The following is a 21,503-nucleotide window of genomic DNA, read 5'->3' as shown; positions in this document are numbered from 1 at the left end:
TGCTTTGTACAGGAATATCCTCACCACCAGGATCGGCCCTTGCCGCAATGCACCCTGCAGATTGTCGGGATCGTACAGCTTAGGTACGCCCGATAGCAGGTAGGTTTACAGTATAAAAACAAACAGTATATGCCAGTAAAAAATTACATCGATCTGCCTTATCCGCAACTGGATAAGCTGTTGCAGGAGCTGGATGCCACCGGCCGCGAAGTGTTGGCCGCCCTCTCGGCTTTCAATAACAACAATTTCAATAAAGTACCATTTGCCGGTAGCTGGACGGGTGGCCAGGTGGCGGAGCACCTGCTGAAATCCATCGAAGGCATTCCTTCACTGATCACCGGCAACACCGCCCCTACGGTAGGCCGCGCGCCGGATGCGGAAGTGAAAGGGATTGAAGACATCTTTCTCGACTTCGATATCAAAATGCAGTCGCCCGAATTTATCCTGCCGGGTGATGGTCCACATGACGTAAAAGCTTTGTTGCAGACGTACAGGGCCACCATCGATAGCATCGCCGAAAAAGCCCGTACACTCGACCTGTCGTTGTCGTGTATGGACTTTGAATTTCCGCAGGTCGGGCACCTGACCCGGTGGGAGTGGATCAGCTTTGGCATTTGCCATACAGTTCGTCATGCGCGCCAGCTACGCCATATACACCAGCACCTCACTGCCGTACCGGCCTAAAAAAGCCCCCTTTGTTACAGGGGGCGCTATAATTATTTTGAAGCTACGCGGTCATCAGGCAACACCCGGCTGTTGAGTCACAGCGGCCGGTTGTTTTTTTACTTTTGCCAATGCCAGGCAGAGCATGAAACCGGTAAGAGCCAGTCCGGCACCTACATATTCCGGTGAGGTATAACCAAAGCCGGCGGCAATCGGCAATCCTCCAAGGTACGCACCCAACGCATTACCCATATTGGCACTCGCCTGTAATACGGAAGAGGCCAGCATTTCGGCACCTTTGGCCGAGCTGATCATCAGCATCTGCATCGGGGCGATCACCGCAAAGGCAATGGCGCCTGTTACGAAGGTCATGACCAGGGCAGGGGCTTTGAAATAACTGACCACAGATACCACTAATAGCGCGGCGATCATCGCAATGAGCAAGGAGCCGGTGGTCTTGAGCGGCGAATACCGGTCGGCCAGTCGACCCCCAATAAAATTACCGACGGCCATACCCACACCGGCAACGATCATGATACTGCTGACGCTGCCAGCGCTAAAGCCAGCTACTTCTGTCATGAGCGGCGCGATATAACTGATCCAGGCAAAGAGTCCACCCGTACCGATGGAAGAGATACCAATGATCAGCCAGAAATCGGCCTGCCTGAACACCCGCATGCTCTTGCCGAAGCCTTCTGTTTGCGACGAGGCAATATTGGGCATCCAGCGGTTGATGCTGAGGGCAGCGATCACCGCGATGGCAGCGATGGTGAAGAAGGCATAACGCCAGCCAATCTCGTGCGACATCCAGGTGCCGAAAGGTACCCCCACAATATTGGCCACGGTAAGACCGGCAAACATCATCGATACGGAACGGGCCTCCCGGCCGGGTTCCGATAAACGAGCAGCGGCCACCGCACCCATACCAAAGAAGGCACCATGTGGTAAACCTGCAAATAGCCGGGTTACCAGCAACAGGCCAAAGGAAGGAGCCAGGGCAAACAAGGTATTGAACAGGGCAAAGAGCCCCATCATGCCCATCAGTACATACCGGGGCCGGTATTTGGAGGTCAACGCCGTCATGAGCGGCGCCCCAATCACCACACCCAGGGCATAGATCGCAATCAGGTGACCCGCGGTGGGAATGGATACGGAAAGGTCATTGGCGACATCGGGCAGTACCCCCATCATCATAAATTCTGTCATACCCACCACCATACCCCCGAGGGTAAGAGTGAGCAATCCTGGTTTCATCGTTTTCAAAAAGCTCGTCTGATTCATCTGTTGTTCGTATAATAGGTTCGTATAAGACGACAAAAAATGCCCGCTGGTGCAGGCATTCATGTAGGGGGGATCTCATGTGAGCGCTTGGGCGCTGTTCCCATAGGTAATATCTTATCTCATCATGGGCGGGCAATGTGTCAAAACCATACTGTAACTAAACCAGTCTAACGTGTTTGCCAGCCTGCAATACCTCGGCTACCAGATCCAGATCACTTTTCGCGGCTCCCGATATTACTATGAGGTCTATACTAGAGTCCTCCATGATAGCTCGTTTGTCCTGTACGATCTCCGAGTGCGGATAATGCTGTTTGGTGATCTCAGGAGACACATCGGGGATCAATACCTTCTTGAGGTGAAACCCGTTGCGGTTGCCCAGTGAATCTGTTTGGAAAGATCCTACTGGTTGTTTCCATTCTATGAGCCCCACATTGGTCAGTTGTTCCATTTCTCTCAGGCTTTAGGTGCATAACCCCGAATGCTTGCACAAACCGGGATTATTGGAATGTGTGTTTACGACACAAAACTAGGAATATTTGGTTAAACGTTTAACCGACTTAAGGCCTCTTTAACTTTTATTAATGTGGCTTTAATCCGTTAACTTCAAATATCCTTTTGGTTTTCAGTATATTGCCCGATGCGGGTTGGTTAATGCATTAAGCAGATACTCCGCAAAAAACGGTACGATTGTGATATGGAACGCAAGGTTTCACTAAAAGATATTGCGCAAAAAGTGGGGGTGTCGACCGCCCTGGTATCCTATGTACTCAACAACAAAAGAGAGAACCGGGTATCGAAAGAACTGGCGCAGCGCATCCGCGAAGTAGCGGCCGGTATGAACTACCGGATCAACCAGGTAGCCCGCAGCCTCAAGACCAACAAGACCTTCACCATCGGCCTCATCGTATCGGATATTGCCAATCCCTTCTTTTCGGCACTGGCACGCATCATTGAAGATGAAGCCGAGCAGCACCAGTATACCGTCATCTTCAGTAGCTCGGACGAGAATGCCGCCAAGAATGGCAAACTCATCGATACGCTGCTCGATCGCCAGGTAGACGGGCTCATCCTGTCGCCGCCTGCGTTTTGTGAAGACCAGGTCATCCGCCTGCAACAACAACAGGTGCCCTTTGTACTGGTAGACCGCTATTTTCCCGACCTCAAGACGAATTATGTAGCCCTCGATAATTACGGGGCGGCTTTCAAAGCCGTAGAGCACCTGATCGAAAGCGGCTGTAAACGCATTGGTATGCTGACCTACGATACGGAGTTGTTTCACCTGCAGGAGCGCAAACGCGGGTATGTGGCGGCCCTGAAGCAACACAAGCTGCCTGCCACGAAGTCCCTGTTGAAAGAAGTAAATATCCGGGTAGAGCAGCCGGCCATCGAAAAGGCGATACACCAGTTGCTATCAGGCCCCGAACCGGTGGATGGACTCCTGTTCGCAGCCAACAACCTCGCCCTTGCCGGCCTTCGGTATATCCGCACCTTGCCGGTGCATATTCCCCGTGACCTGCGCATTGTGAACTTCGACGAAACAGAAGCCCTCGATTTTTACCCGGCGCCCTTTGCCTATATCCAGCAACCCCTGGGCGAACTGGGGCGCCTGGCGACCCGCCTGCTGCTGGAAAGCATCAACCAGCGCCCCGCCACGACGCAAATCAACCTCGACGGGCAATTGGTGCTCAAATCGCCCATGCCATTCTGAGGCGCCTGCTTCCTTTTAGAATTTTTTTCGACTTGTTGACTTCCTACTGACATAAGGCTGTCACTGGCCGGTGGTTCCTTTGTGTATCACCAATAAATACCAACTATTATGCAGACCACCGCTATCGCCACCACCGTCTTTATTACACCCGACCAATTATTGCAGCACTGGCAGGGGCATCGTTCGCTCACCCGTAAAGCGATCGAGGCTTTTCCCGAGCAGGAACTTTTCAACTACTCCATTGGCGGAATGCGACCTTTTTCGGCGCTGGCGCTGGAGTTGGCAACCCTCTCCATTCTCGGTGTACATGGGGCAGTGACAGGCACCTGGAAACAATTGGAAGAGATCTATCCGGATAATACCAACCCCACCACGAAAGAGGGCTTGCTGCAGTTGTGGGATGATGCGACCGATTACCTCAATGTGTTCTGGCCACAGATACCAGAAGACCGCTGGCAGGAAACGACCCGGATACTAGGCCAATACGAAGGTACTTTCTACTCGGCCATTCTTTACTGGCTCGATAACGAGAACCATCACCGCGGACAAGGATTCGTGTACCTGCGCTCCCTGGGCATTCAACCACCCTTCTTCTGGGATCGCGGTCAAAGCTGGTAAGGGAATAGTATAGACATGAAACACAAAGGGTGCCCACTGCAGGGCACCCTTTTCACTTAGAGGGGACGATTGGATCTTATAATTATTTATTGTCGTCGGTCAGCAGGCCATTGGCGACGAACTTGATCTGCACCTGTTTGGCAGCATCGGTAGCACCGGGCTTGCCCAGCAACAATACGGTATACACTTTATTAGCTTCCAGCGAAATAGTACGCGTGGCGTCCACGCCGTTGTTGTTCTTGACGGTTACTACCACATTGCCGGCAGTGGCCTCCGTAAACTCATTCACCTTGCCATAGGCAGCCGACTCATTGACGATATTGTTACCGCCTGCTGCGATGGTCACCGTAGAAGCATTCACCGTATCGGTGATGGCATTGATGTACCGTACATAGGCTTTACCGGTGGAGGATGTGCTGTCGAGCTTACCAAAATCGTCGACCGCTACGATGTTGCGGTAGGCGCTGTCGACACCGGTCACGAACAGGGAATAGTATTTACCATCCTCAAACTTGTAACTGGAACTGGTCAGTGTTTTGCCGGCGTTGTAATTGAACGCCTCGATCTGGCGATCGCCTACATAGATATTCTGGTATACACCGGAATAATTGGTATAGCCCAGCGGCTGTTGGGTAAGCAGGTTGCCCGACAGCCGCACCAGTAAATTAGACTGATCGGGAGCCAGGTTGAAGGTCATAAGGCCGGCCGCCGGAATAGGGGTGTTGTCGTAATCCTTGTCTTTGAGACAGGCCGTCAACAATACGCCTGCCGAAACAACAGCGAGCACGGGCACCAGACTTCTGCGGAGATAAGACAGAGCTTTGTTCATTTCATGCGTTTTAATTGTGAAAAGAATTGGAAAGTTCCCGGCAGTAGTAATGGTAAGCGATAAACGTTTAGCTGCGTAAGTCAAATAGGTGTTGGGGGGACTGCAAAGTTATGTTGAAACAACAGCTGTTTTTACTAATGAAATGGTAAAGGATTTGTAAAGCTTCGTTAAAGCAACTGCTTGCAAAAGACAAGCCGGTACGCAGAGCGCACCGGCTTGAAAAAGGTTGCATTAAAGAAGCATTAAATAACGCGCCATAACCCCAATGGCGGCCTTTTTTTCAGGACTGGCAGCAAGGCCGCATAGCAGTTGATCAGTGCCGGCGAGAGCCTACGCGACCTCAGTAGCGGCTTTCGGCTTTCTTTTTAAGATCAACGAACTGATCAGCGCGATCACCACACCGATCGGTAAGATCTCCGTATAGGTCATCAGGATGACGCCCAGCGGTGTTTCATATATTTTGGCGGTACTGGCGATATGCTCTTCTTTTTGGGCGAGCTCGGCAGCCGTGGCACCTGCTTCCCGCGCATTTTTCATCACACACTCACCATACCGTTCTACAAAGTCGGGCATGAACACATAATATTCGATCAGCCATACACCCACATACATCGACGAGGCGATAAGAGCAATCAGCAGTCCGACCTTGAAGGCCTTGCCAAAATTAATGACACCGCCCAGGTGTTTGTCGCGGTAATTCTTAATGCCGACATAAATGAAAGAAAAGGCTACTATGATGGTAGTGAAGCCTAGAATTTCGTTGCCTTTGAAATCAGACCCGGCATACACCTGGGTAGAAGAATAGACCATCATGGCCGTTACAATAAGGCCGCTGAGCAGGCCGAAGATCCAAACGAGTTTTTTCATGTGTACTTGTTTTGTTAGAAGGTTACCCGGCAAAATTGCCGGGTAAATCCATACCAGGCCTCATACTTTGGGGTGATTTTACGGGTGAATCCGAAAATAATACCAATGGGTGATGGGAGTTACTGAATGATATTCAGTTGCTTAGCTTTTTCGATGGCCTGAATGCGGCGTTTGACGTCCAGTTTGACGAAAAGATTGGAGGAATGCGTCTTAACGGTATTGAGCGACACAAACAGGCGGTCGGCGATCTCCTGGTTACTGCATCCTTCGGCAATGAGCTGCAACACCTCGAGTTCTCTTTTGCTGATGCCCGATTGGTTGAGGGCTTTTTCGTTAAGCTGGAAGGGGGGCGTGGCGGGTATTTCTTTTTCCAGGTAGACCGGCTTTTCCACGATCACCGTGCGCACTTTGGGCTTGGTGAGGCGAAGGGCCAGCCAGATGCCCAGCGCTGTAAAGATGATCGCGATGGCGGCGGCATAGAGTTCAAAAGCATGTTCGAGAATGATCAAGCGCAACTGCAGCCAGCGCAGCAAAACGAGCAGCGCGGCCATCGACAATCCATACAGGATCGTTTGTTTATGTCTGGAAATGCTCTTCAACAACATGACTTGCCCGGTCGGGAAAATGACCGGTTTCAAAAATACGATAATTCAGGTGGGAAAGTGTGGGCAGCAGCCAATAGCCCCGAAGCGGTTGGCTTCGGGAGGCATACGGGCAGCAATAACTTCAACGCCGGTTGATCAGGCGTTTTGACTGCGGTTCACCAGCAGTCCAATGATCTTGATCAGGGCAATGAGCACGGGTACAAAGCAACAAATGGCGAGGCAGGCGCAGATGAACGCGCCGGCGGGCATTAGTTCGGCATTGATGGCCACTGTTGCATTTTCAAACAACAGCGCGCCCGCAATGAGTGAAAATAACAAAGTGCCCACCAGGCCGACTCCCAGGGTAATAACGAGGTTGCGGCCGCCTTTTTCCTTGCCATTGAACCTGATCTTGCCAGTGAACAGCAGGAGCAGAAAGAGACCACCGAGCGAGCAGCCCAGCAGGATCTTTACGATGACCGGAATGATTTCATACAATTCCATAATCCGATAGGGTTTTACTACGAGTTTGTTCAGGGTTTATAAAACGGGTCATTTCCCCAGCCGGGGGCACTGGAGAGAAAAGCTTGCTTCTTATTTGTGGAGGTTCCGGCGACCGGACGATCAATAAGGATTGGATAGTCTACAGCTTACACAGGAAAATAATGGAAGTCGCTATCAGGATGGTATGCAACAAATCTAGGTTAAATCAATAATTAACGCCCAACTCGCCGGCGATAAATTTGACACAAGGCAAATTAATTGACATATCGCAAAGAGCTTTACCGGTTTGTTGTATCTTCCGCACTTATACAACCACCACCTGAATTAATTCCGCCATATGACATCAAGACTTAACTTTTTGCAACAGTCGGCCATGGGCCTGGCCGGCACTCTCAGTGTACCACTCGTATCAGCAGCTGCACCCGAAGTAAAAGGAGCCGTAGCGCTCAACACTGGCATCGCAGGCTACACATTCGCTAAATTCGACCTGGAGAAAGCCATTGCGATGATGAAAAAGGTAAACATCAATTACCTTTCCATTAAAGACATTCACCTGCCGCTCAACAGTTCCCAGGAAAAGATCGACAGCGTGAAAAAGCAGCTGGCCGATGCCGGTATCAATGTGTATGCGGTGGGCGTGATCTATATGAAAACCAAAGAGGCGGTGGACGAGGCCTTTGCCTACGCTAAAAAAGTGGGCGTGCCGCTGATCGTAGGGGTACCCAATCCCGAATTGCTCGATCACACCGAGTCGGTGGTAAAAGCGACCGGCATCAGGATCGCCATCCACAACCACGGTCCGGAAGATAAATTGTATCCCGGTCCGGCCAACGTCATGGAACTCATCAAAGGCCGTGATCCCAGAATGGGATTGTGCCTGGATATCGGCCACGCGATCCGTGCCGGCGCCGACCCTGCTACTGCCGTAAAGCTGTACAAAGACAGGATATTCGACCTGCACATCAAGGACGTTACCCTGGCGCAGAAAGATGGTAAGGCCATCGAGCTGGGGCGTGGGGTGATCGATTTTGGTGCCCTTGTTAAAGCCTTGCAGAAGATCAAATACCAGGGCATTTGTGCACTGGAGTTTGAAAAAGATATGAGCGATCCTCTGGCTGGCATTGCAGAATCTGCCGGTTTCTACCACGGTGTGGTAAAAACACTGTCCTAATATAATTGGCCGGGCCCTGCGCCTGGTAACTATAAAAAAATGCCGCCCCAGCGATTGTGCTGAGGCGGCATTTTTCGTCTGCACTATCTTAATAGAACTTCGGGATCGGGTTGAGTTGCGTATCCTGCCGTTGGTGCCAGTAAGGATAAATGGGTTCGCGATCGCTGGCGGCATCCAGTTTTTTCACCTGGTCGGTCGTGAGGTTCCAACCCACCGCAGCGAGGTTTTGTTTCAGTTGTTCCTCATTGCGGGCGCCAATGATGATATTGGAGACTGTAGGCCGCTGCAATACCCAATTAAGCGCTACCTGGGCCACCGTTTTACCGGTTTCTTCGGCTACCTCGTCCAGCGCATCCATGATGTTGTACAACAAAGGCTCGTTGAGGGCTGGTCCATGACCACCACCTTGCTGTACCCGGTTGTCTTTGGGCAGGGGCTGGTTGCGGCGGTATTTACCACCCAAACGGCCGGATGCCAGCGGGCTCCAGACAATGGTGCCGATCTTTTGGTCTATGCCCAGCGGCATCAGTTCCCATTCAAACTCCCGGTCGAGCAGGCTGTAGTAAGCCTGGTGGGCGATGTATTTCGTCCAGCCATAGCGCTCGGATACCGACAGTGATTTCATCAGGTGCCAGCCAGAGAAGTTGGAACAGGCGATATAGCGCACTTTGCCACTCTGCACGAGGTTGTCGAGCGTGCGCAGTGTTTCTTCCACCGGTGTATTGCCATCGAAACCATGCATATGATAGATGTCGATATAATCCGTTTGCAGGCGGCGTAGGGAGTCTTCCACCTGTTTCAGCAGGTGAATGCGTGACGAGCCAAAATCATTGGGCGCATCGCTCATTTTGAAGGTCGCCTTGGTGGAGAGGATCAGTTGCTGGCGAATACCCTTGATGGCATTGCCCAGGATTTCTTCCGATACGCCATTCGAGTATACATTGGCCGTGTCGAAAAAATTGACGCCGGCGTCCATACACAATTTGACCAGCCTGTTGGCCTCGTCTTGCTGGGTAGTACCCCAGGCTTTGAAGAATTCACCGACACCGCCAAAGGTGGCGGTTCCAAAACTGAGCACGGGCACCTGTAATCCGGAATCGCCCAAATGTCTGTATTCCATATATGTTTAGTTGATTATACGAGGGAATTAACAACATGAATCGTGCGTTTGTTGCAAGGGCGCCCATCAGTTGTCTGATACAAGGGTGACAGATTTCTGATAACGGCTTCAAATTACCCTATTTTCCCAGTTCTCCAGTTGCCTATATCACGGCTTTTCATGTTGCATTGACGGAATTTGGCAGACTTAACCTGTTGACGTATTGCCACATGTTGTTAGTTGTCGTAACTTTAGTATACCTCTTTTGTTATACATTGCCTGCAACCGTAACGAACCCGATCGTGGCATCGTATTGTTGTGATTTACATTACCAACTAAAAGCACCAATCGTCTGTGGCTAAAGATTATTATTCTATACTGGGCGTTTCCAAACAGGCTAAAGAAGATGAGATCAAGAAAGCCTTCCGTAAGCTGGCTGTAAAATACCATCCGGATAAGAATCCCGGTAACAAGGAGTCGGAAGAGAAATTCAAGGAATTGAATGAGGCGTATGAAGTATTGAGTGACCCCGAAAAACGTAAGAAATACGATGTTTATGGGCCCAACTGGAACCAGTTCAATGGCCAGCAACAAGGCCAGCACCAATACCAGGGAGGTGGGGCAGGAGGTGGATCTTACGAGTACGAGGGTGATCCCGGTGAGTTCTTTGGAAAGGGCGGCGATTTCTCCGACATTTTCGGCGAATTCTTTGGGGGCGGTGGCAGCCGCACAGGATCACGCCGGAGCACCCGTAAACACAAGGGGCAGGATTATCAGTCAGAGGTGACCATTACGCTGGAAGAAGCGTTTGAAGGCACTACCCGCCTGTTCAATATCAACGAACAGAAGATCCGCATCACCCTGAAGCCGGGTGTTTACGACGGCCTTACCATCAAGCTGGCTGGTAAAGGAGCTGCCGGACTCAATGGGGGTGAGGCGGGCGATCTGTTCATTACCATCCGGGTATCGCAGCATGCCAGCTATCGCCGTGATGGTGACGATCTGCGCCGTACGGTACTCGTCGACTTGTTTACGGCCGTACTGGGCGGTGAAAAGGAAGTAGCCACCCTGGCCGGACAATTAAAGATCAAAATACCGGCTGGTACCCAAAATGGCAAATTGCTGCGCATCCGCGGCAAAGGAATGCCGGTCTATAACCAACCAGCGCAACGAGGCGATCTGCTGTTGGAAATACAGGTAGAAGTGCCCGAAAAGCTGACAGATCAACAACGGGAGCTTTTCCGCCAGTTGCAGGAAAGTTTTCAATCATAGAACCTGAAAATATGAACACTATGTTTCCGGATCTTATCATTTACCGACCGTATACCGACAGCTATGCCAATGTGATCGATGATATCAGGGACATATTGATCAGCCGAAAACTGATCCACTATGCAGGTTCGTTACAGGAACGCGCCCTGCTGGATGACGAAGAATTGGCTCAAGCAGTACAAAAAGCGTTGGTCGTATGTGTGTCTGCAGGCATTCTTCCAACGGAGCATTTCAAAAGCATATTCGTCTATGCGGGTGACACGTTGAAAAAAGACTGGCTCGTATCGGACCTGGGCTTGCAACTGATATTGCTGAATGCCGATATCGGCAATCCGGTGGTAGCACGCTTGCAGGTAGAGCTGGCTTCGGGCCGGGTAACATCTTAATTTGAAACTATGAAATCATTTCAGGAACTGATTAATGGCGATATGCCGGTGCTGGTGGATTTTTATGCCGATTGGTGCAGTCCTTGCCGGGCCATGGAGCCGGTGATCCGGGAAGTAGCCCGGGAAATGTCGGACAAGGTGAAGACGATCAAGATCAACGTAGATACCAACCAGCAGGCGGCGCAGGCTTATTCCGTATCCGGCATACCTACTTTGATCCTTTTTCAGCAGGGAAAAGTGTTGTGGCGGCAGTCGGGTATGTTAAATAAAAGTAACATCCTGTATGCGATCGGGCAACATGTGGTGTAGTGAACAGGCGATTCAGGCAGCCCGGCGCAGCATATCGGTACTATACTGATTACCGGTAATATGGCGGCTGCTTGAAATATCCGTACTTTAGCAGGGCGACCATTACGGATATTGTATGAAAATTACCACGATCGGATATCACCTGGGCGGACGTTTGGATCTAAAGTTGATCAAGAACAGCCTCACCTTTCACTGTGTTTACGCAGATCCTACTGAATTGATCTACGAAACCAGCCAGTATTCCTGGTTCCAGGTATTCGATTATGGCAGCGTAGTATTTTTCGGCATCGAAAAGACCCTGCAAACGGATATCATCACCTCCATTCGCCGCATCCTCAACCTGGCAGTTAACGAACTCGAGAGCGAAGAGATCGATATCGAAATGGTGCCGGATTCTCCCACCAAAGCTTTTTTTGACAAGATCATCGTGAACCACATCAATGTAGATGTGGCGAAGATCGTAATGCTTAACATCGCACAGTCGGTAGCCCTCGATTACTACATCGATCAAACGAATATGTTGCTGGAGCAAACCACTTACCTCAGCAACGAATTGGAGGAGAAGGGCAAGTTCTCCATTAAGGGCAAAGCGCTGCTCAAATACATCGGTAAAGTACTCAACCTGAAAAACCGGATTGCCCGCAACCTGTACATCTTCGACAGTCCCGATATTACCTGGGAGGATCAATACCTCAATGAACTGCATGCCAAGCTGAATGTTGAGCTGGATATCCGCATCCGGCACCGGAGCCTGCAGGAGAGCCTCAGCATCATCCAGGAAAACCTGGAGATCTACAAAGACATCAACCAGCACTCGCACAGCAGTACGCTGGAATGGATCATCATCATCCTGATTGCGGTGGAGATCCTCAATATCTTCTTCGATAAATTGTTTTAGGGGCTTTTAGCAGCCCTTCCACAGCCGATTGCTGGCTGCTTATTCATTCACCAGGAAATGAACGATGCGGCAGGCGTTGCCCGTGCTATTCACATTATGTGTGTTGGCGACGCGCAACACCAGTTTGTGCTTCCTGCGCGGCAGGTTACCATCAAACAATACATACCAGGGCAGGTGCAGGGATTTGCTCCACTGGGTAAAGAGGTCGATCTGCCGGAAGGGAGCGCCATCGATCGAGTATTCGACGATGCCGGCATCCTGACCAGACACGATGGCTATTCCTATAGCCGTGCCCTTGAAGGAGAAATTCAGGGTGGCGCCGGCGGTAACGGTGGTCAGCATGGGGACATGTACAAATCCTTTGCGGGTGTTGAGACCATCGGTGGGCGTCCAATCGGGGTTAATAGTCCAGGCGGTATCGGGACGTGCTTCGGTGATGGGAACATAGCGTCCCTTATCGAAGGCGGTGGTGTTGAGGGGGGCGGGGAGGCGGTGTTTGGTGAGGCGGGGTGTGCGACCGATATAGGCCAATGCGATTTTGTCGGCCATCTGCCACAGTTCATAGATGGTTTCAAAATACAACTGGTGTCCGAAAGGAGCGGGGTGCAGGTCTTTGAAATCCTTCTCCCAGGTGAACTCCCTGTTCTTAATACGGTCATGAACTTCTTTGGCGAGGTTGATGGAGGCAAGATTATAATGGGCGGCGACCGTTTCGTGGTTGCTGATCTCGGTGGGTGTAATGCCCTCGTCGTAATCCTTCAATTTATCCGGATCGGCGAAGGACATCAGCACGATATCCATATAGGGATTGCTGCGCAAAGCATGCCGTACGATGCCTTCGAGCGTGCACATTTGTGTAAGGCTATCGGTACCGTTCACGTGGTCGTTGACGGCAGCTTCGAGGAACAGCAGATCGATTCGGCCCGAGTCCAGCACATCACGTTGTAGTCGAAAGGCGTGGGGCAGGCTACCGAGGGAGGGAATGCCGGCATTGATGAACCTGAGTTTATTGCTGGGATAGCGGGCTTGCAGGAAAGAATCTACTTTATTGCGCCAGCCGTTCATGTTGGTGATAGAGCCGCCGAGGTAAGCGACGGTGAACGTTCTGTCGGTGGCATCGAAACCCAGCCGGATGGCGCAGTTGGCGATGGAGCGGGGAGTAATGAACTCCTGGCTCAACAGCCGCTGGGAAAGGGCCGGTAAAGAGCAAAGGCATAGGCTGGCAAGTACGAATAAACAGCAGATACGGCGCATGGCGATCAATTAGTGCCGCAATGTATTCAATAGCTGGCGAAAAGACAACGCTTTCCGCCAGCTATTTAGTGAGCTATGTTGGCCTTCCCCTATTGGGCTGACCACAAGGATTCCCTTTTCCAATGAGTAGTGAACCCCAATAAATTGTAATTAATACCGGGATATTCATCGGTAATTGCAAGCAGCTGCGTTTTGAAAGATGATTTATTATTACAGGTGTTTAACATGTGTTGAATGCAACACATTACAGCATATAATGACGCATTATTGACGACGTCAGCTTCGGCTAAGAATTGTCGACTCCTTTTTTGAGGTAAAGAAGGTGCAAACGTAATTTTTGAATAGATTAATCGTGCATGATGCGCACACTTGTTTCTGATAAAGGAAAAGCAATGCAGCCAGGATACAAAGTGCTTTTTGGTAAGACCGAAATGATCATGTACAGCAGTTTTCTCTTCGCATGGTTTTAGGTTCTCAAATAAAATTGAAAGCGTACCGAATGTAATAATTTCAACCATCATCCATGACGGAGGGAGTTCAGGTGTGTATAGGTCTTTGTAACTTTTCAAGAAAACCTCATCTGGAGCTTTCATATACTCCTCCAGGTTTTTAATATACATAGCATGGTTAAAAGTGTTGGGGATTTCTTCCCCAATTCTTGCGTTTCGTATCATTTGCCTCCTCTCTTGCTCAGAGATGAAATAGTTGGAGTCCAAATACCAGTGCGCCCCATAACCTGCTGCCATCTTGTTGGATAGCTGTGTTTTGACGGCAATTTCTATATTCTCTAAAGCCTCAAAAATTAACATTTTTATTTTTCGATCAAAGAGGTAGAGGTCTCTTACTTCCTCAAACTTTGTTCCCGCAAAATAATTTCCGCTGTTATTCTTGTAGTCTTTGAAACCATAGGAGTAATGCTTAAATCGAAAATAACTAATATGGGATAACCAGTGTTCTGCGGTAGCTTCTTCTTCAATGATAAGCCCCTTTTGCTGTAGGAGAATGAGTTGTTCAGCAATCGTCAATGAAGGTTGCTTGAAAGAGATTTTTTCCAATCGCTTTTGTTTCTTATGGCTATTAAAAGAAGAACCTGTCAGAGTTGCGCAGTGTTCTTTTCAGAACCCGAGGCTTGACAGGTGTTATTACCATAAAATTACAAAGAATTTAATGAATAACAAATTTAAATAATAAATTAAGTTTGGTATTGATAATCAATTTTTTAAAAGCTTCCACCAACGACTTAGGCGTTGGTGGAAAGGTCATCTCACGCCGTCATCACTTTCATCGCCTGCTCGATATGGTGAATGGCTTTGGCCGTCTTGTAGTAGGAGTCCGGCGTCACAGAGATCGAATCGATGCCCATCTCTACCAGGAATTGGGCAAAGTCGGGGAAGTCGGAGGGGCCCTGGCCACAGATGCCCACTTTGATATTTGCTTCACGGGCAGTCTGGATCAACATGGCGATCATCGACTTCACCGCTTCATTGCGTTCGTCATAAATATGCGCTACGAGAGAGGAGTCACGATCAAGCCCCAATACCAATTGGGTAAGGTCATTCGACCCAATGGAGAATCCGTCGATGTGCCGGGCAAATTCCCTCGCCATGATGATGTTGGAAGGTAGTTCTGCCATCAATACAACCTCGAGTCCGTCCTTGCCACGTTCCAGTCCACCCGCTGCCATGGCTTCATACACCTGCAGCAACTCTTTCACCGTGCGACAGAAGGGGATCATGACGGCGATATTCTTCAGCCCCATTTTTTCGCGCGCCAGTTTGACGGCCTGGCATTCCAGCAGGAAGGCCTCTTTGTATTGGGGTGAATAATACCGTGAGGCGCCACGCCAGCCGATCATAGGGTTTTCTTCTTCCGGTTCAAAATGACTGCCGCCAAGCAGGTTGTAGTATTCATTGCTCTTGAAATCGGAGAAGCGCACCAGCACGCGATGCGGGTAAAAAGCTGCCGCGATCTTGCCGATGCCCTGTGCCAGTTTCTCGACAAAGAATTCCTCTTCGCTGGCATAGCCTTGCGTGATCGTAGCGATAGACTTCGACAAACCTTCATCCCCCAACTCGCGGTGGTGCAGCAGCGCCAGCGGATGCACTTTGATGTAATTGTTGATGATGAATTCTTCGCGGGCCAGTCCAACCCCTTTGCTGGGTAAGGCGGCAAACCGGAACGCCCTATCGGGCGAAGCTACATTGAGCAGTATAGGTGTCTCCGTGGGTGCAAAATCATCCGTCTCGTGCCGCGTAACCTCGAACGCTATCGCTCCATCATATACCCAGCCGGTTTCTCCTTCGGCGCAGGACGCTGTGATGAGTTGGTCTTCCTGCAGCGTGGTTGTGATATGGCCACAACCAACGATCGCAGGCACACCCAACTCCCGGGCTACAATGGCGGCATGACAGGTGCGGCCTCCTTTGTTGGTGATAATGGCGGCCGCTTTTTTCATGATGGGTTCCCAGTCGGGGTCTGTGATATCGGTCACCAATACATCGCCGGGGTTGAATACAACGGTATGCAGTTCCTGCTGGTGAATGGAGTGCAGGATGCGTACCCTGCCACTGGCCGCCTTGTCGCCCACGGCGATGCCCTGCGCGAGTACTTTGGAGGAACGATCGCTATCGGTGAGGCGGTATTCGGTATAGTTGCCCGGACGGCGGCGGGAGTGGATCGTTTCAGGACGGGCCTGTACTACAAACAACTCATGGGTGAATCCGTCGAGCGCCCATTCTACATCCATCGGGCACCAGCGTTGGTGTACAGCGCTGTAATATTTTTCAATCTCCATCACCCAGGTGGCCAACAGCAATACCTGGTGGTCGGGCAGGCAGAACCGGGCTCTTTCTTTGGATGTGGTATTGACGATCGCAACCCTTTCGCCGGGCTCTTCTCCATAGATCATCTTCTTCTCCTTAGTGCCCAGTTTCTTTTCGATGATGGCCGGGAAACCTTGTTGCAGGCTGGGTTTGAATACTATAAACTCATCAGGCGACAGTGTGCCTTGTACGATCAGTTCACCCAGGCCATAAGCGCCATTGATCACGATGGCATCTTTAAAGCCACTTTCGGTATCGAGCGAGAAGGATACGCCAGATGACCCTACATCCGAGCGCACCATCTTTTGAATGCATACCGATAAACCAATCTTGAAATGATCATAGCCAAAGCCTTTCCGGTAACTGATGGCCCGATCCGTAAACAGGGAGGCAAAGCAATGTTTGATGGACGTGAGTAGCTGATCGATTCCCCGTACATTGAGGTAGGTGTCTTGCTGTCCGGCAAAGGAGGCGTCTGGCAGGTCTTCTGCAGTGGCAGAAGAACGAACGGCAACATCGGTACACAGCTCCTTATACAGCTCGGAGAGCTCATCATACGCATCACTGATCTGGTCGATCATTTCGGGTGGGAAGGGGCTGCGGTGGATCATCTGGCGGATGGCGGCACCGGCAGCCTGCAGGGAGGCAATGTTGTCGGGAATGATGGTGGCCAGTTGATCGCCAATCAGTACTTCCAGTTTGTTGAAACGAATAAACTTGTTGTAGCCATGTACCGTAATGATGAATCCCTGCGGAATCCTGACACCTAATGGGGTCAGGTGTTGAAGCATTTCTCCTAAAGAGGCGTTTTTGCCGCCGACAAGTTCAATGTCTTTAATGCCTGCCTTGTGCAGGGGCATGATGATCGGGCTAACCATGTGTTTTGTTTTTATGGTGTTATAGGTATGCTCACAGGCGTTGCAGCCCGTAATGATGTCATACGAGATCCATGGAAGGCAAGAAGGACAAACTGGATTGTTGATGATGCGCTGAAAGCTACTGCCGGCGCAGGTTGCCTGATTGGCCCCGGCGATGGTAGTGGATGTGCAGACCGGCGATATGACCAGCTTGCGAGATCAAAAGTAGGCGCAAATGAAATAACTCCTTTCCACCCGATTACCCAGTTTTTGTACTATCTTAACATCGATTGGTGATTGGATAGCCAATTGCATACCATGAAAGTATTAAAATCGATTTAGCATGAAGGCCCAGTTGATGAAGATCCAATTGGAGGCGGAACATTCATTTAGTGTTCGTCATGACCGGGTGCCTTATTTTTACAATCAATGGCATTACCACCCGGAGTTGGAGCTGATACATATTATCAAGGGATACGGGCGTCAGTTTGTGGGTGACCACATTCACCACTTCAAGGCCAACGACATGATCCTGCTGGGGGCCAACCTGCCGCATTGGTTCCGGAGTGATGAGAAGTTCATGCGCAAACAATCGAAAATGCAGGCAGAAGCCATCATTGTACATTTTACACCGGAATGCCTGGGCGCCGATTTCTTCCGGTTGCCCGAAAATAAAGACCTGTTGCGCTTACTCGACCGGGCGCAGCAAGGCGTACGGATCAAGAACCAGACGCGGTTGGCTATCGCATCGTATATGGAGCAATTGGTGGAAGCGCGTAAGTCGGAGCGTATCATCCTGTTGATGCAGATATTACATACGATCGCAGGATCGCGGCAAACGAAGACCGTATGCAGCAAGGGACTCGATTTTCACTACAACGAAATGGAAGCCGACCGCATGAAGAATATCTACCAGTACATCATGAAGAATTTTGCGCGGGAGATCACCCTGGAGCAGATTGCCAATGTGGCGCATATCAGTCCCAATTCCTTTTGCCGTTATTTCAAGTCGAGGATCAAGAAAACCTTTTCGCAGTTCCTGATGGAAGTCCGCATCGGACATGCCTGTAAACTCCTCGCCGAAACCCAGCAATCGATCGCCGAAGTGTGTTATGATAGCGGATTCAATAATTTCTCCAACTTCAACCGGCACTTCAAGAGCATCACGGGCACCACGCCCATGGCCCACCGCAAACATTACCAGGAGGGGCGATAACCGTAGGGGCGTGAGCAGCAGGCGGGGTGTGTGCAATGGCTTTCGTGGGCTATCGATTCATTTGGGGGGTGGCGAACTATGCCGTGCAGGAAGCCCGGTGCGACGGCGCCACCAGGTATGGGTCCAATAAGAGGCGTTCGGAGGTTGTTATACCCCTAATCACTATTTTTTCCTGAACCTATAGCTGCATAGGTGATTTTTTGCGCTTCCGGTATTACTTTTGCACAAATTTCACGATTGAAGCAAATTGGCGCAATAGTATTACTGGTGATCGTGCTGGCACAGACCTTCAGCAAAAGCTGGATCGTGCTCAGTTTTGCCATCAACCAGCGTAAGATCGCCGCCACGCTTTGTGAGAACCGCGCCAAGGTCAACTCTTCCTGTCATGGTAAATGTTACCTGCGCAAGCAACTGGCCACCCAGGATCAACAGGCCAATTCCCCGCTCAACGGGGGCAAAGAGAAGTTTGAGACCTTCTTATTCAACGAAGTAGCTGAAGCGGTGAGCTTTGCGCCGCTTGCAGATCCAGCCGCTGTTTTCCCACACTACCAGGCGCCCATTCTGCAACAGGATGCTGCCGCTATTTTTCACCCTCCCCGAGCTTAGTACGTCGTGTAACCGATCGTGTGTTCCGCTAAGCCAGCTTAACCGGTGAGTTGGCACAGTTGGCGCATGCGATGATTCCCAAAGCCTTTTCGGTCCGGGATAATCTGTCATTTCATGATCCAGAATCTCCACTTCATGCACCCACCCATTGAAGTGGCCCGTTGTTCCATGCACTTTTGCGCAGGCAAAGGATGCTATACTTCATGCCAAAACCGGCGTTTTATGAAATCTATTCTAACAGGCCTCATCGGCTGTTGTGTTCTATTTTTGTGTCAAGTCAGCTACGGGCAGTCCACTGCCTGTCGCGCCAGGATCATCGATGCCGTTACCAAAGAAGCGGTCATCAGCGCGACGATACTAATCAAGCAGTCGCAGCAAACCCTCACTGCCAGCCATACCGGTGAATGCGATATTCCCCTCAATGGTCAGGCTCAGTCCTTACTGATAACCTGTATTGGTTATCAGCCTTTGCAGGTAGTGGTAAACCCGGATCAGGCAACGTTGTTGATCCAGTTGCAATCTGGCAACAACACCATGCCCGAAGTCGTGATCTCGGCCAACCGCGATGTAGCCCGTCGGTCGCAGGCACCGGTGGCCATCAATACCCTGACGGCTAAAACCATTCAGGATACAAAACCCATCACCGTCGATCAGGTGCTCAATAAAGTAAGTGGTGTGTATATGGTCAACCTGGGCAATGAGCAACACTCCATGAGCATCCGCCAGCCCATGACCACCAAAAGTCTTTTCCTGTACCTGGAAGATGGTATGCCCATCCGCACCACGGGCTTGTTCAACCACAATGCCTTGCTGGAAATGAACATGGCTGCCGTCCGGAATATCGAAGTGATCAAAGGGCCTTCCTCTTCTTTGTATGGTAGCGAAGCTATTGGCGGGGTCGTGAATTTTATTACACTCGCCCCGACAGCACTTCCCTCGTTGAAGTTGTCTGTACAAGGCAACGATATTGGGTACAAGCGCGCCGACCTGCAAACGGGCTTTACCAGTGGCAAATGGGGTGTCAGCATCAATGGTTATTATGCCGATAAACGCAACAGCTATATCGAATACAGTGACTTTCACAAAGGGATCGTGACGGCGCGTGTAGATTATCGTTTCAGCGACAAGACCCTGCTGACCAATTCAATCACCTGGCTCGATTATTACAGTGATATGCCCGGGGGGATTGATAGTGCCAAGTTTGCCAGCAAATCATTTAAGAATCCGCAGACCTTTACCTACCGCAAAGTGAGCGGACTGCGCTACCGTACTTCGTTGCAGCACACCTGGAACAATCAAAGTAAGTCCAGCATCAACCTGATGTACCGGGATAATTCCATCGGCCAGAACCCTGCCTATTCCGTCAAAGACGACTATCGCCGCCAGGGCGCCGGCTGGATCGGGAAGAAGGACCTTGCCCACGGTGAGATCAACGATGCGTCTTTTAATAGCTATGTATTCATCGCACAGCACAAACAACAGTTTGACTGGAAAGACGCCGCTGTCATCGGTGGCGTGTCGGCCGATATCAGTCCCTCTACCTACCGGGCTGATTATATCCGCATTAAAAAAGATACGCTCACGGGTAAGTATGACAGCTATCAGCAAAAGGACAGTGTGCTGACCAATTACTTCAGTAACCTCAATAACTATGCAGCATTCCTGAACCTGGAATTGTCTCCTATACCAGCCCTGCGCATCGTGGGCTCCCTGCGTTATGATGTGTTTCGCTACCAGTTCAACAACTACCTGACGCCTTCCGCCTATAGCGGATCTCCCGATACTGTCAACCTTTTCAGCGCGGTAAGTCCGAAGATCGGGTTTACGTATAATTTCAGTCCGCGGGCAGGTATCTACGCCAACTACAGCCAGGGTTTCGTGCCACCCCAGGTGACGGAGATGTACCGGGGGGTAAAAGTGCCCAACCTCGATCCGTCTGTCTTTTACAATTACGAAGCGGGTGGCTGGTTCTCTTTGCTGAAGGGTAAACTAAGCGGTGATGTGAGTGTCTATTTTCTCGATGGTACCAATGAGGTGGTATCGGTTCGATTGGATGATGGCAGCACCGAAAACCGCAATGCCGGCAAAACCGTACATATGGGCATTGAAATGGGCGTGAATGCGAATCCCATACCGGAATTGAGCCTACGTTTCAGTGGTGCTTTCAGTCGCCATGAATTTGATGAGTTCAACGAGAAGGGCGTGCAATACAACGGCAAAGAAATGAATGGCGCGCCCAATTGGATCTATAATGCAGAAGCCTGGTACCGACCCGCCTATGCAAAAGGATTACGCGTTGGCCTCGAATGGCAACACCTGGGCAGCTACTGGCTCGATCCGCTCAATACGGTCAAGTACAATGGGTTTGATGTAGTACAGCTGCGTGCCGGCTATCAGTGGAAGGCCTTTGAGGTGTGGGTGAATACGGTCAACCTGGGCAATAGCTACTATGCCTATACGGCGAGCAAAAGCAGTTTCGGCTATAGCTACAATCCTGCCGAACCCCGCAATGTAACCGTAGGGTTCTCCTGCGATCTTGGTCAATTCCCTAAAAAATAA

At 50.5% G+C, this 21,503-nt stretch carries 21 protein-coding genes; 11 read left to right on the top strand and 10 right to left on the bottom strand.

Features of this window, described 5'->3' with window-relative positions:
• Positions 1 to 129 precede the first annotated feature (129 nt).
• Entirely contained in the window at positions 130 to 684 is a 555-nt protein-coding gene (locus P2W70_RS20500; RefSeq protein ID WP_276483388.1) for a DinB family protein, read from the top strand.
• Between the two features lie 54 nt (positions 685 to 738).
• Here P2W70_RS20500 and P2W70_RS20495 read toward each other — a convergent pair whose 3' ends face one another.
• Both P2W70_RS20495 and P2W70_RS20490 read right to left on the bottom strand, forming a co-directional pair.
• Positions 739 to 1,917: an MFS transporter gene (locus P2W70_RS20495; protein WP_276483387.1), complete on the bottom strand. Its 1,179-nt coding sequence runs from the start codon at positions 1,915 to 1,917 to the stop codon at positions 739 to 741.
• Between the two features lie 184 nt (positions 1,918 to 2,101).
• Positions 2,102 to 2,392: an oxidoreductase gene (locus tag P2W70_RS20490; RefSeq protein WP_276483386.1), complete on the bottom strand. Its 291-nt coding sequence runs from the start codon at positions 2,390 to 2,392 to the stop codon at positions 2,102 to 2,104.
• Between the two features lie 246 nt (positions 2,393 to 2,638).
• On the opposite strand from P2W70_RS20490, the gene P2W70_RS20485 reads away from it, so the two are divergent.
• Together P2W70_RS20485 and P2W70_RS20480 are read left to right on the top strand one after the other, a co-directional pair.
• The gene (locus P2W70_RS20485) at positions 2,639 to 3,652 is read left to right on the top strand and encodes a LacI family DNA-binding transcriptional regulator (RefSeq protein ID WP_276483385.1); all 1,014 of its coding nucleotides are present in this window, start codon (positions 2,639 to 2,641) and stop codon (positions 3,650 to 3,652) included.
• Between the two features lie 108 nt (positions 3,653 to 3,760).
• Complete coding sequence (locus tag P2W70_RS20480; protein WP_276483384.1) at positions 3,761 to 4,270, top strand: DinB family protein; 510 nt, start codon at positions 3,761 to 3,763, stop codon at positions 4,268 to 4,270.
• An 82-nt stretch (positions 4,271 to 4,352) separates the two neighbouring features.
• On the opposite strand, the gene P2W70_RS20475 is transcribed toward P2W70_RS20480, so the two are convergent.
• The 4 genes from P2W70_RS20475 to P2W70_RS20460 form a co-directional block, all read right to left on the bottom strand.
• Positions 4,353 to 5,099, bottom strand: a complete 747-nt coding sequence (locus P2W70_RS20475) for a DUF4397 domain-containing protein (RefSeq protein WP_276483383.1) — start codon at positions 5,097 to 5,099, stop codon at positions 4,353 to 4,355.
• Between the two features lie 330 nt (positions 5,100 to 5,429).
• Positions 5,430 to 5,966, bottom strand: a complete 537-nt coding sequence (locus P2W70_RS20470) for a DUF4199 domain-containing protein (RefSeq protein WP_276483382.1) — start codon at positions 5,964 to 5,966, stop codon at positions 5,430 to 5,432.
• Between the two features lie 119 nt (positions 5,967 to 6,085).
• Entirely contained in the window at positions 6,086 to 6,604 is a 519-nt protein-coding gene (locus P2W70_RS20465) for a LuxR C-terminal-related transcriptional regulator (protein WP_276483381.1), read from the bottom strand.
• Positions 6,605 to 6,706: 102 nt separating this feature from the next.
• Positions 6,707 to 7,054 (bottom strand): hypothetical protein, encoded by a 348-nt coding sequence (locus P2W70_RS20460; protein WP_276483380.1) that lies wholly within the window; start codon positions 7,052 to 7,054, stop codon positions 6,707 to 6,709.
• Positions 7,055 to 7,391: 337 nt separating this feature from the next.
• Between P2W70_RS20460 and P2W70_RS20455 the strand changes: the two genes are divergently transcribed.
• Positions 7,392 to 8,225 (top strand): sugar phosphate isomerase/epimerase family protein, encoded by an 834-nt coding sequence (locus P2W70_RS20455; RefSeq protein WP_276483379.1) that lies wholly within the window; start codon positions 7,392 to 7,394, stop codon positions 8,223 to 8,225.
• Between the two features lie 88 nt (positions 8,226 to 8,313).
• On the opposite strand, the gene P2W70_RS20450 is transcribed toward P2W70_RS20455, so the two are convergent.
• Positions 8,314 to 9,345, bottom strand: a complete 1,032-nt coding sequence (locus P2W70_RS20450) for an aldo/keto reductase (protein WP_276483378.1) — start codon at positions 9,343 to 9,345, stop codon at positions 8,314 to 8,316.
• Between the two features lie 333 nt (positions 9,346 to 9,678).
• Here P2W70_RS20450 and P2W70_RS20445 point away from each other — a divergent pair, with 333 nt between their 5' ends.
• From P2W70_RS20445 to P2W70_RS20430, 4 genes are all read left to right on the top strand, one after another.
• On the top strand, positions 9,679 to 10,596 hold the full coding sequence (locus tag P2W70_RS20445) for a DnaJ C-terminal domain-containing protein (protein ID WP_276483377.1): 918 nt from the start codon (positions 9,679 to 9,681) through the stop codon (positions 10,594 to 10,596).
• A 20-nt stretch (positions 10,597 to 10,616) separates the two neighbouring features.
• Positions 10,617 to 10,982 carry a hypothetical protein gene (locus P2W70_RS20440; protein ID WP_276483376.1) on the top strand — a complete coding sequence of 122 codons (366 nt, stop codon included), beginning with the start codon at positions 10,617 to 10,619 and terminating at the stop codon, positions 10,980 to 10,982.
• Positions 10,983 to 10,991: 9 nt separating this feature from the next.
• Positions 10,992 to 11,291 carry a thioredoxin gene (gene trxA / locus P2W70_RS20435; RefSeq protein WP_276483375.1) on the top strand — a complete coding sequence of 100 codons (300 nt, stop codon included), beginning with the start codon at positions 10,992 to 10,994 and terminating at the stop codon, positions 11,289 to 11,291.
• A gap of 115 nt (positions 11,292 to 11,406) precedes the next feature.
• On the top strand, positions 11,407 to 12,189 hold the full coding sequence (locus P2W70_RS20430; RefSeq protein ID WP_276483374.1) for an RMD1 family protein: 783 nt from the start codon (positions 11,407 to 11,409) through the stop codon (positions 12,187 to 12,189).
• Positions 12,190 to 12,228: 39 nt separating this feature from the next.
• Here P2W70_RS20430 and P2W70_RS20425 read toward each other — a convergent pair whose 3' ends face one another.
• The 3 genes from P2W70_RS20425 to ppsA all read right to left on the bottom strand — a co-directional run bounded on the left by P2W70_RS20425 (position 12,229) and on the right by ppsA (position 17,143).
• A complete protein-coding gene (locus P2W70_RS20425) occupies positions 12,229 to 13,443 on the bottom strand; it encodes an SGNH/GDSL hydrolase family protein (RefSeq protein ID WP_276483373.1) in 1,215 nt (404 codons plus the stop codon).
• Positions 13,444 to 13,532: 89 nt separating this feature from the next.
• A complete protein-coding gene (locus P2W70_RS20420) occupies positions 13,533 to 14,498 on the bottom strand; it encodes an Abi family protein (protein ID WP_276483372.1) in 966 nt (321 codons plus the stop codon).
• A gap of 209 nt (positions 14,499 to 14,707) precedes the next feature.
• Entirely contained in the window at positions 14,708 to 17,143 is a 2,436-nt protein-coding gene (ppsA, locus tag P2W70_RS20415) for a phosphoenolpyruvate synthase (protein ID WP_276483371.1), read from the bottom strand.
• A gap of 322 nt (positions 17,144 to 17,465) precedes the next feature.
• Here ppsA and P2W70_RS20410 point away from each other — a divergent pair, with 322 nt between their 5' ends.
• The 3 genes from P2W70_RS20410 to P2W70_RS20400 all read left to right on the top strand — a co-directional run bounded on the left by P2W70_RS20410 (position 17,466) and on the right by P2W70_RS20400 (position 21,503).
• On the top strand, positions 17,466 to 18,338 hold the full coding sequence (locus P2W70_RS20410; RefSeq protein WP_276483370.1) for an AraC family transcriptional regulator: 873 nt from the start codon (positions 17,466 to 17,468) through the stop codon (positions 18,336 to 18,338).
• Between the two features lie 237 nt (positions 18,339 to 18,575).
• Positions 18,576 to 18,944: a hypothetical protein gene (locus tag P2W70_RS20405; protein WP_276483369.1), complete on the top strand. Its 369-nt coding sequence runs from the start codon at positions 18,576 to 18,578 to the stop codon at positions 18,942 to 18,944.
• A gap of 222 nt (positions 18,945 to 19,166) precedes the next feature.
• Positions 19,167 to 21,503 carry a TonB-dependent receptor gene (locus tag P2W70_RS20400; protein WP_276483368.1) on the top strand — a complete coding sequence of 779 codons (2,337 nt, stop codon included), beginning with the start codon at positions 19,167 to 19,169 and terminating at the stop codon, positions 21,501 to 21,503.

The sequence above is a fragment of the Paraflavitalea pollutisoli genome (assembly GCF_029360705.1).
GTDB lineage: Bacteria > Bacteroidota > Bacteroidia > Chitinophagales > Chitinophagaceae > Paraflavitalea > Paraflavitalea pollutisoli.
This window is presented reverse-complemented; position numbering and strand designations above follow the sequence as displayed.